The organism is Bacillus sp. 95MFCvi2.1 (assembly GCF_000374965.1).
GTDB classification, from domain to species: Bacteria; Bacillota; Bacilli; order Bacillales; family Bacillaceae_G; genus Bacillus_A; species Bacillus_A pseudomycoides.
In genome coordinates this window covers 46,453-61,247 of record NZ_KB895695.1, presented here as the reverse complement: position 1 = coordinate 61,247, position 14,795 = coordinate 46,453, and the positions used below count along the sequence as shown (strand labels likewise).

Here is a 14,795-nt window from a genome sequence, read left to right as displayed (position 1 = left end):
GATAGAACAAATGGTATACGATACAAAAGTAATTTCTTGGAACGAATCTTTAAAACAACTACAACGTCGCTACACAAATCAAGCAGTAGATCGAAAACAATTTGAAGATGTTGAACTCATGGAGTTTTTCCGCGATAACGACTACATTTCTCTTCCTACACATATTAGCGGCCTATCAACAAAACGTTTTACTTCTTACTCTATTTTCACAACTGAAGATAAAGATCGTAAAGTCGGCACACTTATTATTGAATATTTAGAAGATGATAATGGCCTATTACGTGTTGAACAACTATACTTCGTTTAATTCAGAACGCTTGGTCAAAATGGCCAAGCGTTCTTGCTTTCTGTCAATTTCACCGATTATAATACTAGTAAAGGAAAACTGCTATCGCAAAGGGGGGATACACTTGCTCGAAGGATGGTTTAGTTGGTTTATTGTTACTTGGACTGTTATTTTACTAGGCCTTATGTCTATTGGTGGATATTTCATGTTCCGAAAATTCTTAAAACGCCTACCGAAAGAAGACGGCATGTCTATTTTAGATTGGGAACAACACTATATCGATCACACACGGCATTTATGGGATGATGAGCAAAAACAATTATTAGAAGAACTTGTAAGTCCGGTCCCTGAACTTTTCCGCGATGTCGCAAGATCTAAAATTGCTGGTAAAATCGGAGAGCTAGCGTTAAAAGAAAAAGCCACGAAAATAACTGAAGATTTAATTATTAAAGGATATATTGTAGCAACTCCAAAACGAGATCATAAGTTTTTAATTAAAAAATTACAAGAAAAGCAAATTGACTATTCCCGTTATCAATCACTGCTGGCTAATTGACCTACCCCTACCTTCACTTCGTTTAGAGGAGGGGAACTTCTCGGTTAACATAATAAAAAACCTCAAGGAATCTTGAGGTTTTTTACGTTAATTTCATATCTTTCTCATTATAAAATCCATCTTCTTTTTCCATTTCCTTTTGCAATTTCGTGAATGAGCGATACATTGCGATTCTCCAAGATACAATCATTGCAAAAGCAAGTAAGAAGAACATACCACTTAGTTGCCCTAAATCAAGCGATTGACTTAAATATGTTTTAAAGACAATACGTACCACGAGCAAACCAATTAAAATAAATACGAAAGCTTTGGAGCGTTTTAAATAAATTTCTTGTCCACGCACTTCAAATTTAGATGTTTTAATAAGAAAAATTGAGAAAAACAAACCTACACCGATTGCTTCTAACATTTCTGCTGGCGTTAGGCGAAATTCCGGAAAAATGTACATCAATGCTCCCGTACTCATAAAAAATGGTGGGAGAATGATTTTTTTCAATGTTGCAGGTTTCTTCGCTGCTTTTAAACGAATGAACATCGCACCAACAGCCATACAAACGGCAACAATACTCGACAAAAGAACTATGTTCATACTTTCTCATCCTTTTTTGTGGCAATATGAAAATCTAGTTTCATTATATGCTTTTCTGTTAGTATTTCCAACATTTTCACAGGATAATACTAAAAACCGGTGAAACCACCAAATAAACTTGAGAAATACGCTATAATTTTTGTCATCCAATTAAAGTATAAGAATATACCCATAACAATCATGATATATCCGCCTACTTTCACAAACGTTCCACTATGTCGTTTAATCCAAGACATTTTCGTAATAAAAAATGAAAGTATAAAAAATGGTATTGCAAACCCAAGTATGTAAGCAATCATATATAGCATTGCTGATTCTGAATTCGTAGTAGCCAGTCCAATTACAGCTACTAAAATGGGTCCTGTACAAGGTGTCCAACCAGCAGCAAATGCCAAGCCAATTAAAATAGATCCAATATAACCACTAGGACGACTTTTAAATGTAAATTTTCGATCTTGCATTAAAAACTTCGGTTTAAATACCCCCACAATTACAAGTCCAAATACAATGATGAATAGTGCCCCTAACTGTCTGATTAAATCTTTATAATCTTGGAAAAATGATCCGATAAAACTCGTACCAAAACCAATTGCGATAAAGACAATTGAAAATCCAAGTAAGAAAAACGCCGTATGTATCATACTTCTTTTACGAAGCATCGCATTTTCTTCTTTTAATTCAGAAACTGACATTCCCGTTATGTAAGATAAAAATGCTGGATAAAGCGGTAAGCAACAAGGGGAAATAAATGATAAGAATCCCGCACCAAACGCTAAAAAAATATTAATATCTTGCATCGTTTCACTCCTCTCTTCTACAATATTGTAGCAAAAATGAAAGAAAATACTATGTACAATTCATGAATTCACTATTTACAACATTTTAATAAGAAAAAATACCTGCACACTGCTATATAAATACAAATTAAAAAACCGAAATAAAATCCTTCTTTTTAGGTGGGAGAGAGCATCCCGCCATGCATAGAAGCGGTCAGATCCTTTTCCTGCCCCATGCCAAGTGAAAACAAAAAGAGAAAACAGGTAGCAGTCACCTTTTGTTATCCATAACCATGGCTTATATGTCGAAAAATCAAAATAGATTTATATATTCTTTCTGAAGCGGTTTCATTTTCCTTCTATTATAAATATATTCTGTCATTCATTAACATATCAAAGCTTTTTCTAAACAACAAATCATTTGTATGCTTTCCCCCTATACGCTAGGTATTTCCTGTGAAAAATATTTTTTTCAAATGATAACTTTATACAACTCGTTCCCTATCTTACAATACTTCTATAATTATAAATTTCAAGATTATGCATAAATATCATACTTTTATTATTACGCTATAAAATGTCACACTTTTCTTTCATTTGACCCTTCATTTTTAATTTTGTATACTTCCATCTAGTTATATATGTCCGTTTTGGAACAACTTAATATATAGGATGGGAGGAATTTTCATGCTTCGTTATTCTCTTTTAGTTTTATTAGGAGCATGTAGCTATGGAATTTTAGCTATCTTTGTTAAACTTGCATACGCAGAAGGTTTTTCACTTGGAGAAGTAATTGGTAGTCAATATTTGTTCGGTTGGTTTATTTTACTTGGAATTACTCTTCTTTTTTCTAGACACCGCGTTCCACTTAAACAAATGCTTATTTTATTTGTCGCTGGAACATCAGCTAGTTTTACCGGTATCTTTTATTATGCTTCACTGAAAACTGTACCGGCATCTATTGCCATTATACTATTATTCCAATTCGTTTGGGTTGGCATTATCATTGAAGCTGTAGCAACAAAAACATTACCGTCAAGAGAAAAAGTCATTTCTGTTCTCTTTTTACTTGCGGGTACATTCTTATCGAGCGGATTATTAGAAAAATCAGCAGGTGACTTCGATACAACTGGAATCATATTAGGTTTACTATCTGCTGTTACATTTGCAACCTACATTTTTGTAAGTGGTAAGGTCGCTGTCGAAGTGCCCTCATTACCAAGAGGCGTCCTCTTAATGGCTGGCGCTTTAACTTTAGTAATGGTAGTATTCCCACCAACATTTATTTTTAATGGGGCTATTTCACAAGGACTTTGGAAATACGGTTTAGGATTAGGAACATTCAGTATTGTTATTCCATCAATCGCCTTTACAATCGGAATTCCAAAAATCGGTTCCGGCTTAGCCACTATTCTTGGTGCAGCCGAATTACCTGTTACAACAATTATGTCTGTATTCGTTTTAAAAGAAGCGGTACTCTCTTCTCAATGGCTTGGTGTATCACTTATCTTGGTTGGTATTGCAATTCCACAAATTGCATATGCAATGCGCGGACGATATCGAAAACATCATACACATAAGAAAGTTGCTGCATAAGCGAAAAGAGGCTTCTCATTTGAGAAACCTCTTTTTTAGTATATCTTGTATTTATGAATTCCTTGTAAATAATAACATGTGAAAAATTTCAAAATTAATTTAAGGGATATTTTTCTCTTACAGATTCATTAAAAACACTAAACTCCTATATAATTACTAATGAATAGATTTTTTATTTTAATATACTTAAAATATAAATTGAAGTTTATCCTGAGAAAGAAGGCAAAATAGATGAAACCCATCACAAATCAATTAACAGAGAAGCTAATCTCCATCCGCCGTCATTTACATCAATATCCAGAACTATCTTATGAAGAAACAGAAACAACAAAAGCGATACAGAACTGGTTAAACGAAGCTAACATCACAATTATTAGTTCTAATTTAAAAACTGGCGTAATCGCAGAAGTTTCCGGTGATAAGAATGGACCAATTATTGTGCTCCGTGCTGATATTGATGCTCTTCCTATACATGAAGAAACTAATTTATCTTATGCTTCTAAAAATCCTGGTAAAATGCATGCATGTGGACATGATTTTCACACAGCATCTATTCTCGGCGCTGCCTACTTATTAAAAGAAAATGAATCTTCACTTAACGGAACTGTTAGATTCATATTCCAAGCTGCTGAAGAAAGCGGAGACGGAGCATGCAAAGTAATAGAAGCTGGTCATTTAGAAAACGTACAAGCTATTTTTGGTATGCACAATAAGCCCGATTTACCAGTTGGTACAATTGGTATAAAAGATGGACCACTTATGGCCGGCGTTGATCGTTTTGAGATTGAAATACAAGGAGTTGGAACACATGCAGCTGTACCTGATGCTGGTGTTGATCCAATTGTTGCCTCTTCTCAAATTGTTATGGCACTACAAACAATTGTAAGCCGAAATGTAAGCTCTTTTCATAACGCTGTCGTGAGTGTAACAAACATTCATTCAGGAAATACATGGAACGTTATCCCTGAAAAAGCAACTTTAGAAGGAACCGTTCGTACATTCCAACCTGAAACACGCCAAAGAATACCAGAACTGATGGAACGTATTATTAAAGGGGTTTCTGATGCACTAGGTGCTGAAACGAAATTGCATTGGTATCCAGGTCCTCCTGCCGTTCATAACGATATAAAACTTACAGAATTATCTACCCATATTGCTCAAGTAATGGGCCTCCAAATTATTTCACCAAAACCTTCTATGGCAGGAGAAGATTTTTCATTTTATCAACAAAACATACCTGGTTCATTCGTCTTTATGGGAACGGCTGGGACACAAGAATGGCATCACCCTGCTTTTACATTAGATGAAGGAGCATTACCTATAAGCGCACAATATTTTGCTTTATTAGCTCAAGAAGCTATTAACAAATTACGATAAAAAAGCCGTTAAGATCATTCTTCTTAACGGTTTTTCCATCTATTATTATGTTAAATCGCGCTTTGAAAATACAGTATAGGAAATACCTAGGAAAACAAGTAAATAAATCATCAGAATACAAGAGGCAAATGGGAATGTTATCCCTGAAACTACGCTTCCATGTTGTAATATTCCATATAAATCTGTATTTGCCGGTAATAAAAATTTCATCCATTCATATCTAGATGCTGGCATTAAAATGATTCCACCAGATAATGCCACAAATAAAGAAATACCTATTGCACCCCCACTTGATCTTGTTAGAACAGAAATCATAAAAGCAAGCGCTGCATACACAAGAGTTGGTAGCCATTCTAATAGATAATACTGGCTCACATCACCAAAGATATTCCGCTCAATAATACTACCATTTTGTACAATAAATTCCGTCCATGCTGGCTGTTGAAACTTATAAATAACAAACCCACATAACAGTGAGAAAAGCATATTAAATATAAATAGTAATCCAGAAAAAATAACAATCGCAACATATTTCGCTGTTAAAATTTTAAATCGATTCGCCGGGCGAATCATTAAGAATTTATAAGTTCCCCAGTTGTACTCATTTGCAAAAATTGTACTAGCATATACAAGAATAAATGGTAATAAAATCGGAAAAACAATTAATCCGGTATCTCTCATAAAAGTTAGAGGTGAAGCATCTGCAGGTGGTGTATTCGTATCTAAGTGCTTCATTTTAAGCTGATACTCTTTAACGAGCTCATCTCCTGATTTTTGATTTATAATATCCTGTTTCGTACTTCCAAGTTTCTTTTCAATTTCTGCCGTTCGCTCCGTATACTCTGTTTTCCAATCTCCTGATAAAGACGGAAAGTATTTAACAGAAACCCATCCTAAACCAATAACTAAAATTGCAATAACAACAAACGGTATCATTGTTCGCTTTCGCTTAAAGATTTTATACAGTTCGTTATAAACTAAATTAAACAATATCCTTGCCTCCTGTTAATTCTAAAAACTTCTCTTCTAATGTTTTTCTTTCTTCATAAACACGATAAATACGAATACTTTTTTCTGTTAATGTACGAATCACATTTGGAATTTCTTCATTTTCCACAGTAAGAATCAATTCATTATCTTGAATTACAGCATCATACGTTAAAAGATCCGCTGCCCGCTTCACATCATCAACACGTATATGAATCGTCTCCATTTCCAAACTTCCATCTCGTTGAATACTTTGCGTCGTTACATATTCTCCATGTTGAATGATAATGACGCGATCACACATTAATTCAACTTCAGATAATAAATGACTCGATACAAGAACGGCCTTTCCTTGTTCATGTGCAATTTTCTTTATATACATACGCATCTCATGGATACCATTTGGATCTAACCCGTTTGTTGGTTCATCTAAAATAAGTACATCCGGGTTATGTATAAGTGCTTGTGCAATTCCTAAGCGTTGCCTCATACCAAGTGAATATGCTTTTACTTTTCGGTCAATAACCTGTCCCATACCTAGTAATTGGACAACTTCATCAATACGGTCTTCTGTAACGTTACTATTCATACGCCCAAAATATGTCAAATTTTCATAACCACTTAAAAAAGGATAGAATTCTGGATTTTCGATTACAGCACCAATTTTTGCAGCTGTACTTTCAAATTGCTGTTTTACAGATTGACCATCTATCCAGACTTCACCTTCTGTCATGCGAATCATACCAACCATCATTCGCATTAATGTTGTTTTCCCGGCACCGTTTGGCCCTAATAAACCAACAACTTCGCCTTTCTTTACTTCAAAACTTATATTTTCTACTAATGTCTTTGAGCCGATTCGCTTTGTTAGTTGTTCTACTCTCACTATAGATTGTTTATTTACCATTTTATACAACCTTTCTCTCTAACACTTTTTTCAGTTCTTTACACTGTATCATGATTATTTTCTGCTGTAAAACGAACAAAAAGACATGATGCCTCATGCCTTTTCCTCGACTTTATTTAATTGTTCATATTTAAATTCTTGAATAAATTTATAACATTGCCATATTGATAATAAGATGATTATAACGATCAACACTGTCGTTACTGATACTGCGTATAACGTAATCGGTGCGCTATTTATTCCATGAACTCCTATTAACTTTATAAAAATCACTGTAAATAATTTCAAAAACAGCATCCCATGAATAAAACCAAAAAGAATCGCTCCACCGTAAATCAAAAACTGCTCCTGACATAACAAACAAAATATTTTTCTTTTTTTCATACCGGCGGTTTCATACAACATTAATTCTTGTTTCCTATTTTTTAAAAATCTTTTTGTCATTTGGTATGCAACAGCAGTGCATACCAAAAACAACAGTACTTCCCCATAATATAGTGTAGCTAACAAAAACGGTATATGCTGTATTTTTTCTATTACCGCTTCATTAGATCGGATAGATATAATGAAAAAATATAGCATTGTACTCATTGCAATCCATATAAATTGCTTTAATCGTTGGGCAGCATAGTTTTGTATATTTTTCTTTGCTAACCGAAATAAAGACATAATTGATTCCCCTACCTTACTTCTTAACGTCCAGTATTCCATACTACTAGTGTATAAAAATATGACTTTTTTAACATCGAACTACAATCGGAGTCTCTACTAGGTCTTAAGTCGCAGAAAAATGACTTTATGTCTAAGGTTACATTGAAATAGAAGAATCCCCATAAAAATCTAATATATTAATATTGGGGGATTAAATGAAAAAAACACTACTTCTCAGCATCATTTTATTGAGTACTTCTCTTAGTAGTTGTGGCGTCCAACAAAATATAAACTCGTACACAACTGTAAAACCATATAATTTATCAGAAAAAGAAACTGCGCTTTTGCAATTATTACCCTTACAACAAGGACATGTCTCTTTTTATGAAGTTACCATTCCTCATAAACAAGCTGAAATATTTACAAATATTGAATATTACCAGAATGGAGAAAAGGTAAAAGATATGGGTGGGTTTTCTTCTTCCGACTTTAAAGACAAAAAAATAAGATTAGCCGTTGGTCAACAAATGTTTCAACATACGAACAACGAGACTTGGCAATGGTTCATGGGTATTGACGATAGTTCAATGACTGTTTCTGAAAATAGCTTACCTAATATTAATGGGTCTGCATTTGAAGAAATTAGCAGCTCTAAAAAAATAGAATATAATAAAAGAACAGTTCTTGCTGCTTGGATAAAAACAAATAAAAATCATATATCTTCACTCTCTATAGAAGATGAAAGCTCACGCCAACGATTAATTCAAGAAAATGAACATGTCTACTTATTCATTATTGAAATAAAAAGAGGAGATGCATCACAATAGCATCTCCTCTTTTATCACATTTCTGTCACCTTACTTATCATTTTCAACTTCAATTCGTTTTTTTTCTCTCGCAATTTTTAAAAACTCTAACAGCTCAGGATTACTATTTGTTTTCCGATATGCTACTGACATTTCAGCTACAAATTTAGAATCAAATATTGCCTTGTACACCACTTCTGTTTTATATAACTTATTTGCCGATACCGGAATAACGGTTATACCAATTCCTGCAGCTACAAGCCCCATAACGGTTTGATACTCTGTTGCCTCTTGCACAATGTGTGGACTAAATCCAGCATTCCTGCATAACGATAAAATTGTATCGTATAACGCAGGCCAAACGGGTCTTGTTATAAATACAAATGGTTCATCTTGCAAATCTTCAATATGAATTTCTTCTTTCTCTGCTAATGGATGCGCTTTTGGTAAACATAGTGTACACGAAAGCTTTTGAATTGGTTCTAATTCTAGTAATTGTGTATTAATTGGTGGACGTAAAAATCCAACATCAATACGATTATCATGGAGCGCATGAACTTGATCCGGTGTCGATAATTCATGCAGTGCAACAGATACTCTTGGAAACTTCTTTCGATACTCCCTAACAATAGACGGTAAAATATCATATATCGCTGCCCCTACAAATCCAATTGAAAGTGATCCAACTTCTCCCCTTTGTGCACTTTGCGCGACTTCTACTGCCTTCTCAATTTGATCAAATGCTTTTTTCACTTCTTTTAAAAACATCTCTCCTGCTTCTGTCATCTCAACTTTCCGCTTCGTTCTTGAAAATAATGTAACTCCCATCTCTTTCTCTAATTGCTGAATTTGTTGACTTAGCGGTGGCTGTGTCATTTGTAAGCGAGCAGCTGCTCGTCCAAAATGTAGCTCTTCTGCTACAACAACAAAATATTGCAAATGCCGTAATTCCATTTGAGATCCCCTTTTCGATTAATATGTATAATAAATTAATAACATATAATTTATATATTAGACAAATATTTTGAAAGGACGTATAGTAGAAATTGTTAATTCTTTTTACAATTTTTATGAAAAAAATCGAAAGCGGTGTTACTGTATGAAATGGTGGAAATTAAGCGGACAAATCTTACTATTATTTTGTTTCGCTTGGACAGGTGAATGGATCACAAAGCAGGCACACCTCCTAATTCCAGGAAGTATTATCGGAATTTTTTTATTATTAATGTCATTAAAATTTAACTTGGTGAAAAAAGAGTGGATTCAAGACGGAGCGGATTTTTTATTAAAAGAACTTATTTTATTTTTTATTCCTTCTGCCGTCGCTGTTATCCGCTACAAAGATACATTATCACAATATGGTATCGATCTCATTTTGATTATCATGATTAGTACCCTTTGTGTAACACTCGTCACTGGAATCTTAACAGAACTGCTATTAAAGCGGAAAGGATCAGCACAATGATCGGCTTTTTTTGTTTACTATTAACACTATTAACATATTGGATTTCTAAGAAACTATATCAGCGCTGGAATTGGAGTATACTTTCACCGCTTCTCGTTTGTCCAATTGTTTTAATCGTGTTATTACTTGGACTAGATACATCTTATGAAACATACGATTCTGGTGGCCATTGGTTAACTGAACTATTAAAACCAGCAACCGTAGCTTTTGCATGGCCCATCTATAAATACTTTGATTTATTTAAAAAACATGCGAGTGCAATTTTAATTAACGTCATTGTCGGTTCATTATTATCTGTTATTACTTCAGCTCTTCTAGCAGATGCTTTTCACATTGATTCATCACTAGAACATAGCTTAGCACCGCACATTGTCACAACACCAATTGCCATGGCAATCTCAGAAATGATTGGCGGTATGTCACAATTAACAGCCGTATTCGTTGTACTTACAGCACTAACTGGAGCACTCTTAGGCCCTTCTCTTATTCGCATATGCCGTATTAAAACCGCCATCGCGAAAGGTATTATGCTAGGTACTAGTGCAAACGGTACCGGTACTTCAAAAGCATTCGAAATCGGACCGGTGGAAGGTACAATTGCAAGTTTATCCATGCTTCTAACAGCTGGCGCAAGTTTAGTCATTGTACCACTTTTCTTATCCTGGTTACATTAAACAACACTATACTCTTATTTTATTTATCCCGATCAATCGGGCTTTGAATAAAAATAAATCATTACAAGAAAAAGAATAGGAACTGTAGTATAACGCTACAATTTCTATCCTTTTCTTAATTCCCTTCTCTCCTACACAAACATAACTATGACTGTGTAATTTTATTTGAAACAAGTAATTTTTCAATACATATAGGCAACATATCTAATAGCGTTTCAAATGCGTAATTTATGTCCAGACGTTCTGTCCATTGATGTGCATCTTTTCCTACTGGTCCCATATTTAATACTGGAACATCAAACTCTTCTAACTCCTGGAGCGGAATTGAATAGCCTTTATCCCATAATGGCATATTTTCTACAAGTGAGCTCATTGAATCAACTGGATACTGTAAGCCTACATAGCTTAAATCTGAAATTCCTCCAAAATAATTTTGATTTTCAAATGTAATTCCATGATTGTAGTGAGCATATCTTTCCATTTCCCTAACTACTTCTTTAATTAAAGGATTGTGACGTGAACTCACAGCTGGATAGTACGGTGGGGCAAAGAAAAGCACAATCATTGGTGCCTTTTCTTTACATAAAATAGCTAATTTATCAACTAAATCAATTGTTACCGCACGATCATCTTTATCTTCACTATTTTTTATAACAGTAGATTGAATATCAGCTATTTTTTCTTGCCCATGTTGTTCAATTGCATAAGCGATAAACTCTTCATACGTTAATACATTTACTTTAAGATTAGGCGGTATGAACGGATTATACTTAGAAAAACGATATGCTCGCTTCTCATACGAGTTTTCGATTTTTTCTGCTACTTTCGTTACTTTTTGATGTAACAACGAAATTACATCTGTCATCGTTTTTTCTAGTAAAAATAAATTAAACAATGTGACTGCACGATGAGGAATTTGTACAGAATAATCCTCCTTTAAGTCTCTTTGAAACAAATTAGTTGGTGGAGGGCTCACTTCGCCTTCTACAATATCACAAAGTTCCGTATTCAATTCTAATTCAGCTGTTAATAATGAAGCCATATAATTAGCATTTAATCCCGCAAAAGGTTCGCCTACATGTGTTTCCTTTCCATAACAAAAGAAACCAGGTAACACCTTACCAATAGAACCCGTGTAAATATACTTATTTTGATCACCAGGATGACGCGTAAACATAGGCTCTGAATTTAAAACCGTTTTATATTCTAGGTTATGTTCTTTTGCTAAATCTAATAATCTTGGAACAGCAGCTCTCATTCCTACAGAGTTCACTTCTTCATCTGGAACAGCTAATAAAAGGACATTTCCGTCAAACTTCCCTTCACAAGCTTGCTCAACCATTGCCATTTGCAAAGCTAGACCACATTTCATATCCATTGTTCCTCTACCAAATAGCCAATCCCCTTTTTCTATATCTTCACGTACATGATTCGGTAGCTCATCTTTATGAGAATAAAACATAGATGTTAATTTTTTAGGGCTAAATGCATCCGCTTTCCACCCCCCATAATCTTGCACATCTACAACATCAAAGTGACTAACAAGAATTACTGTATTTTTTGTATTATTATTTTTCTTTACTAGAGCAGTAACAAAATATCGTCCATCCCCCGTCGGATTTTTTTGCACATGATTGGAATTTTGTTTGAAATAATCTAGATCCGTTAGTTGGCCAACAACAAAATCTGGCAATATAATCTCAGCTTCCGAGCCAGTAATACTAGGAATTTCAACAAGATCGCTTAATAATTGAACCAATTGTTCTTTTGATTGCCATTTTGACATATAAATCCCCCTATTTTTCCACATAATGAAATTCATTTCCACTATATGAATAAAAAAATGACGACAGACTATCAAAATTATTATTCCGATGTTCTGCCGATTTTTATTGATATTTCATTAGCCGCTTGTTTGACCTTACTAATAAGAAAAGATAGTCGATCATCGTTAATACGATGATTAATTAATCCAATACTTAGTGCTCCTACTACTTTATGATTAAATCCTATAATAGATGCAGCTACTGAAGCTGTTCCTTCTGTTTTCTCACCATAACTCACAGCATATCCTTCATTTCTTATCATTGCGAGTTGATCAAAAAGCATTTGCTTTTGTTCTGGTAAAGAAGAAAGTAACTGTTCTACAATGTATTCCATTTCATTTGTTTTCATATTGGCAAGCATCGTTTTATTTGCGGCGCCAATCGAAAGAGGAATCTGTTCCCCTAAGTTATCGATAACTCGAATTTTTAAAGGGCTATCCATTCTTTCAATAATAATAGAATGTGTTCCATTTGGAATGTTCAAGTAAACACTTTCTTCAACTTCAAAGGCCAAACGCTTCATCACTTCTCTTGCAACAGATCTGTAGTCTATCTTCTCTAATTGACGTAACCCTATTTCCATCCACATTGGTCCAGTTGTATACTGTTTTGTTTCTGAAACTTGCGTAACTAATCCATGCTCCATTAGAGAGTTAAGTAACCTATGTACTGTACTAACTGGGAGATGTGTTCTATCAGCTATATCAGAAATAGCCCAATATTCTTTGTCATTTATAGAATTCAATAACTTAATAATACTTATTGCTCGATCAATGGATTGTACCATAACTCGCCTCAACTTTACTTGTAATATGTTAGTAGCCTTAATTAACTATCAATTTAACAAAAATTCAAACTGAAATCAATTTAATTATCGAATTTTCTAAAAATAAAAACAACAACTTCTCGGATACAACACTCTTCTAATGTTTCTCCTTCTTCTTGTCCACCACTTGGTACTGACCACCTTTTCGGTTCCTCTTTCTTACCCTGTAATACCATCAAAATTTCATTTTTTTCATTTACACATATAGCTGCTGTTCCAATCCATCTTTTCATGTGTCTCTCCTCCCATACCTAATATTCTTTCTTACCCTGTTCTTCTCCTTGAAAATAGAGGAAAATGCTGAATTTGTAACGAAAGATTATATCAACTTCAAAGACAACTCATTCCTAGAAATTCAAGCGGAAGGATGAGAGTATGATTTCTAAATATGTTGTGGAGTGTGTTTTTTGTGAAGAAAACCGAAAATCTCGGCAAGCAACTGTCACCGTGTCTGCCACTTCTCATACACTTGCCATTCAAAAAGTAAGAGATGAATGCAAACGCCGCTTTGGAAAAACACTGCTATTACAAACTGAAATTACAGAAGAATTATTTTTACACAAAAAAGAAAGCTGACCATACATTGGTCAGCTTTCTTCATCCGATCATATTTTCACATGAAGATTAGGGGCATCCTCTTTAAGGATCGGGATTTCCCCATTATGTACGCTCCATAATGGGCATCGAACAATATATTTCTATACAATCAAACATTGAATAGAATAGGGCAAAACTTGTTCGCATTTTTAGAAAAGGGATAGGGATATAATACTAGTAATGCGTCGAATACTCGGACGCTACACTCATTATATTATAGTAAATCCTTTTATATGGGAAATATGAATTACTTACATAATTCATACGTAAAACATATTAATCCATCATTTTATATTTTTAACATTACGAAATAATAGCATTGCCAACATCGCCCCAATTAATGCAAGTGTCATATCCCACTGTGTGTCCCAAACATCTCCTTGTGTTCCAAGGAATGCTTCTGCTCCTGTCCCCGTTAATTTTGCAACTGCAAACTCTAACAACTCATATAATGCACTAAATGCTAAACAAACTGATATTACAAGTAGTTCTAGCCATCCTTTTTTTTGAATCTCAACTACCTTTATAAGTACTTCTCGTGTTAATAATGCTGGAACAAAGCCTTGCATAAAATGCCCAACACGATCATAGTAATTTCTTTCTAAATCATAAGCATCGCGTAGCCAATTGAATAATGGTACTTCTGCATATGTATAATGGCCTCCAATGAGCAATATCAACATATGAATCCAAATCCATACGTATGTGAACGTTGTAAATCGAAAACGTCGATATGTAATCATTAAAATGAGTACTAAAATAGCTGCAGGTGCGACCTCTAAAACCCATGTAAAAGAATCCTTTGGATATATTCCTGATATAAGTAATGCAATCCAAAAACCTACACATAACAATTTATGAAAATGAGCAGACACA

General features: G+C 34.2%; 17 protein-coding genes and 1 pseudogene. 8 read left to right on the top strand and 10 right to left on the bottom strand.

The features are described from left to right. Positions 1–10: 10 nt before the first annotated feature. Both C568_RS0110515 and C568_RS0110510 read left to right on the top strand, forming a co-directional pair. Positions 11–307, top strand: a complete 297-nt coding sequence (locus tag C568_RS0110515; protein ID WP_006095619.1) for a hypothetical protein — start codon at positions 11–13, stop codon at positions 305–307. Positions 308–410: 103 nt separating this feature from the next. Beyond that, positions 411–842 (top strand): DUF2621 domain-containing protein, encoded by a 432-nt coding sequence (locus C568_RS0110510; RefSeq protein WP_006095618.1) that lies wholly within the window; start codon positions 411–413, stop codon positions 840–842. Positions 843–924: 82 nt separating this feature from the next. On the opposite strand, the gene C568_RS0110505 is transcribed toward C568_RS0110510, so the two are convergent. Both C568_RS0110505 and C568_RS0110500 read right to left on the bottom strand, forming a co-directional pair. Then, on the bottom strand, positions 925–1,431 hold the full coding sequence (locus C568_RS0110505) for a CcdC family protein (protein WP_018765308.1): 507 nt from the start codon (positions 1,429–1,431) through the stop codon (positions 925–927). A gap of 89 nt (positions 1,432–1,520) precedes the next feature. After that, the gene (locus tag C568_RS0110500) at positions 1,521–2,228 is read right to left on the bottom strand and encodes a cytochrome c biogenesis CcdA family protein (RefSeq protein ID WP_018781466.1); all 708 of its coding nucleotides are present in this window, start codon (positions 2,226–2,228) and stop codon (positions 1,521–1,523) included. 666 nt (positions 2,229–2,894) lie between these two features. Here C568_RS0110500 and C568_RS0110495 point away from each other — a divergent pair. Both C568_RS0110495 and C568_RS0110490 read left to right on the top strand, forming a co-directional pair. Beyond that, positions 2,895–3,803, top strand: coding sequence for an EamA family transporter (locus C568_RS0110495; RefSeq protein WP_018765307.1), 909 nt, complete (start codon positions 2,895–2,897; stop codon positions 3,801–3,803). A gap of 231 nt (positions 3,804–4,034) precedes the next feature. Then, a complete protein-coding gene (locus tag C568_RS0110490) occupies positions 4,035–5,180 on the top strand; it encodes a M20 peptidase aminoacylase family protein (protein ID WP_018781465.1) in 1,146 nt (381 codons plus the stop codon). A gap of 45 nt (positions 5,181–5,225) precedes the next feature. On the opposite strand, the gene C568_RS0110485 is transcribed toward C568_RS0110490, so the two are convergent. From C568_RS0110485 to C568_RS0110475, 3 genes are all read right to left on the bottom strand, one after another. Then, positions 5,226–6,170 (bottom strand): ABC transporter permease, encoded by a 945-nt coding sequence (locus C568_RS0110485; protein WP_018781464.1) that lies wholly within the window; start codon positions 6,168–6,170, stop codon positions 5,226–5,228. Continuing rightward, on the bottom strand, positions 6,163–7,074 hold the full coding sequence (locus C568_RS0110480) for an ABC transporter ATP-binding protein (protein ID WP_003199178.1): 912 nt from the start codon (positions 7,072–7,074) through the stop codon (positions 6,163–6,165). Before C568_RS0110480 ends, C568_RS0110485 begins: the two co-directional genes overlap by 8 nt. 93 nt (positions 7,075–7,167) lie before the next feature. Then, a complete protein-coding gene (locus C568_RS0110475; protein ID WP_018781463.1) occupies positions 7,168–7,743 on the bottom strand; it encodes an FtsX-like permease family protein in 576 nt (191 codons plus the stop codon). 197 nt (positions 7,744–7,940) lie between these two features. Between C568_RS0110475 and C568_RS0110470 the strand changes: the two genes are divergently transcribed. After that, positions 7,941–8,552, top strand: a complete 612-nt coding sequence (locus C568_RS0110470) for a hypothetical protein (RefSeq protein WP_006095614.1) — start codon at positions 7,941–7,943, stop codon at positions 8,550–8,552. Positions 8,553–8,582: 30 nt separating this feature from the next. On the opposite strand, the gene alsR is transcribed toward C568_RS0110470, so the two are convergent. Next, the gene (gene alsR, locus C568_RS0110465) at positions 8,583–9,485 is read right to left on the bottom strand and encodes an acetoin biosynthesis transcriptional regulator AlsR (RefSeq protein WP_006095613.1); all 903 of its coding nucleotides are present in this window, start codon (positions 9,483–9,485) and stop codon (positions 8,583–8,585) included. Between the two features lie 145 nt (positions 9,486–9,630). Here alsR and C568_RS0110460 point away from each other — a divergent pair, with 145 nt between their 5' ends. Together C568_RS0110460 and C568_RS0110455 are read left to right on the top strand one after the other, a co-directional pair. Beyond that, positions 9,631–9,996 (top strand): CidA/LrgA family holin-like protein, encoded by a 366-nt coding sequence (locus tag C568_RS0110460; protein ID WP_006095612.1) that lies wholly within the window; start codon positions 9,631–9,633, stop codon positions 9,994–9,996. Then, positions 9,993–10,670 (top strand): LrgB family protein, encoded by a 678-nt coding sequence (locus C568_RS0110455; RefSeq protein ID WP_018781462.1) that lies wholly within the window; start codon positions 9,993–9,995, stop codon positions 10,668–10,670. The genes C568_RS0110460 and C568_RS0110455 overlap by 4 nt, the downstream gene beginning before the upstream one ends. A gap of 145 nt (positions 10,671–10,815) precedes the next feature. Here the strand turns inward: C568_RS0110455 and C568_RS0110450 are convergent, their stop codons facing one another. The 3 genes and pseudogenes from C568_RS0110450 to C568_RS0110440 all read right to left on the bottom strand — a co-directional run. Then, the gene (locus tag C568_RS0110450) at positions 10,816–12,456 is read right to left on the bottom strand and encodes a M20/M25/M40 family metallo-hydrolase (RefSeq protein WP_018781461.1); all 1,641 of its coding nucleotides are present in this window, start codon (positions 12,454–12,456) and stop codon (positions 10,816–10,818) included. A gap of 80 nt (positions 12,457–12,536) precedes the next feature. Beyond that, positions 12,537–13,283: an IclR family transcriptional regulator gene (locus C568_RS0110445; RefSeq protein WP_018781460.1), complete on the bottom strand. Its 747-nt coding sequence runs from the start codon at positions 13,281–13,283 to the stop codon at positions 12,537–12,539. Between the two features lie 113 nt (positions 13,284–13,396). Further along, positions 13,397–13,555, bottom strand: a pseudogene (locus C568_RS0110440) (NUDIX hydrolase); the annotation flags it as partial. Positions 13,556–13,697: 142 nt separating this feature from the next. Between C568_RS0110440 and C568_RS0110435 the strand changes: the two are divergent. Then, positions 13,698–13,898, top strand: a complete 201-nt coding sequence (locus C568_RS0110435; RefSeq protein WP_016115767.1) for a DUF3903 domain-containing protein — start codon at positions 13,698–13,700, stop codon at positions 13,896–13,898. 305 nt (positions 13,899–14,203) lie between these two features. On the opposite strand, the gene C568_RS0110430 is transcribed toward C568_RS0110435, so the two are convergent. Further along, positions 14,204–14,794 carry a DUF2238 domain-containing protein gene (locus C568_RS0110430; RefSeq protein WP_003199191.1) on the bottom strand — a complete coding sequence of 197 codons (591 nt, stop codon included), beginning with the start codon at positions 14,792–14,794 and terminating at the stop codon, positions 14,204–14,206. Position 14,795: the final 1 nt, after the last annotated feature.

What these genes read in the sequence shown, in the direction of transcription:
- C568_RS0110445 (WP_018781460.1), bottom strand. Translation starts at nt 13,283, where the DNA reads ATGGTACAATCCATTGATCGAGCAATAAGTATTATTAAGTTATTGAAT.
- C568_RS0110490 (WP_018781465.1), top strand. Translation starts at nt 4,035, where the DNA reads ATGAAACCCATCACAAATCAATTAACAGAGAAGCTAATCTCCATCCGC.
- C568_RS0110505 (WP_018765308.1), bottom strand. Translation starts at nt 1,431, where the DNA reads ATGAACATAGTTCTTTTGTCGAGTATTGTTGCCGTTTGTATGGCTGTT.
- C568_RS0110495 (WP_018765307.1), top strand. Translation starts at nt 2,895, where the DNA reads ATGCTTCGTTATTCTCTTTTAGTTTTATTAGGAGCATGTAGCTATGGA.
- C568_RS0110500 (WP_018781466.1), bottom strand. Translation starts at nt 2,228, where the DNA reads ATGCAAGATATTAATATTTTTTTAGCGTTTGGTGCGGGATTCTTATCA.
- C568_RS0110470 (WP_006095614.1), top strand. Translation starts at nt 7,941, where the DNA reads ATGAAAAAAACACTACTTCTCAGCATCATTTTATTGAGTACTTCTCTT.
- C568_RS0110515 (WP_006095619.1), top strand. Translation starts at nt 11, where the DNA reads ATGGTATACGATACAAAAGTAATTTCTTGGAACGAATCTTTAAAACAA.
- C568_RS0110480 (WP_003199178.1), bottom strand. Translation starts at nt 7,074, where the DNA reads ATGGTAAATAAACAATCTATAGTGAGAGTAGAACAACTAACAAAGCGA.
- alsR (WP_006095613.1), bottom strand. Translation starts at nt 9,485, where the DNA reads ATGGAATTACGGCATTTGCAATATTTTGTTGTTGTAGCAGAAGAGCTA.
- C568_RS0110450 (WP_018781461.1), bottom strand. Translation starts at nt 12,456, where the DNA reads ATGTCAAAATGGCAATCAAAAGAACAATTGGTTCAATTATTAAGCGAT.
- C568_RS0110435 (WP_016115767.1), top strand. Translation starts at nt 13,698, where the DNA reads ATGATTTCTAAATATGTTGTGGAGTGTGTTTTTTGTGAAGAAAACCGA.
- C568_RS0110475 (WP_018781463.1), bottom strand. Translation starts at nt 7,743, where the DNA reads ATGTCTTTATTTCGGTTAGCAAAGAAAAATATACAAAACTATGCTGCC.
- C568_RS0110455 (WP_018781462.1), top strand. Translation starts at nt 9,993, where the DNA reads ATGATCGGCTTTTTTTGTTTACTATTAACACTATTAACATATTGGATT.
- C568_RS0110460 (WP_006095612.1), top strand. Translation starts at nt 9,631, where the DNA reads ATGAAATGGTGGAAATTAAGCGGACAAATCTTACTATTATTTTGTTTC.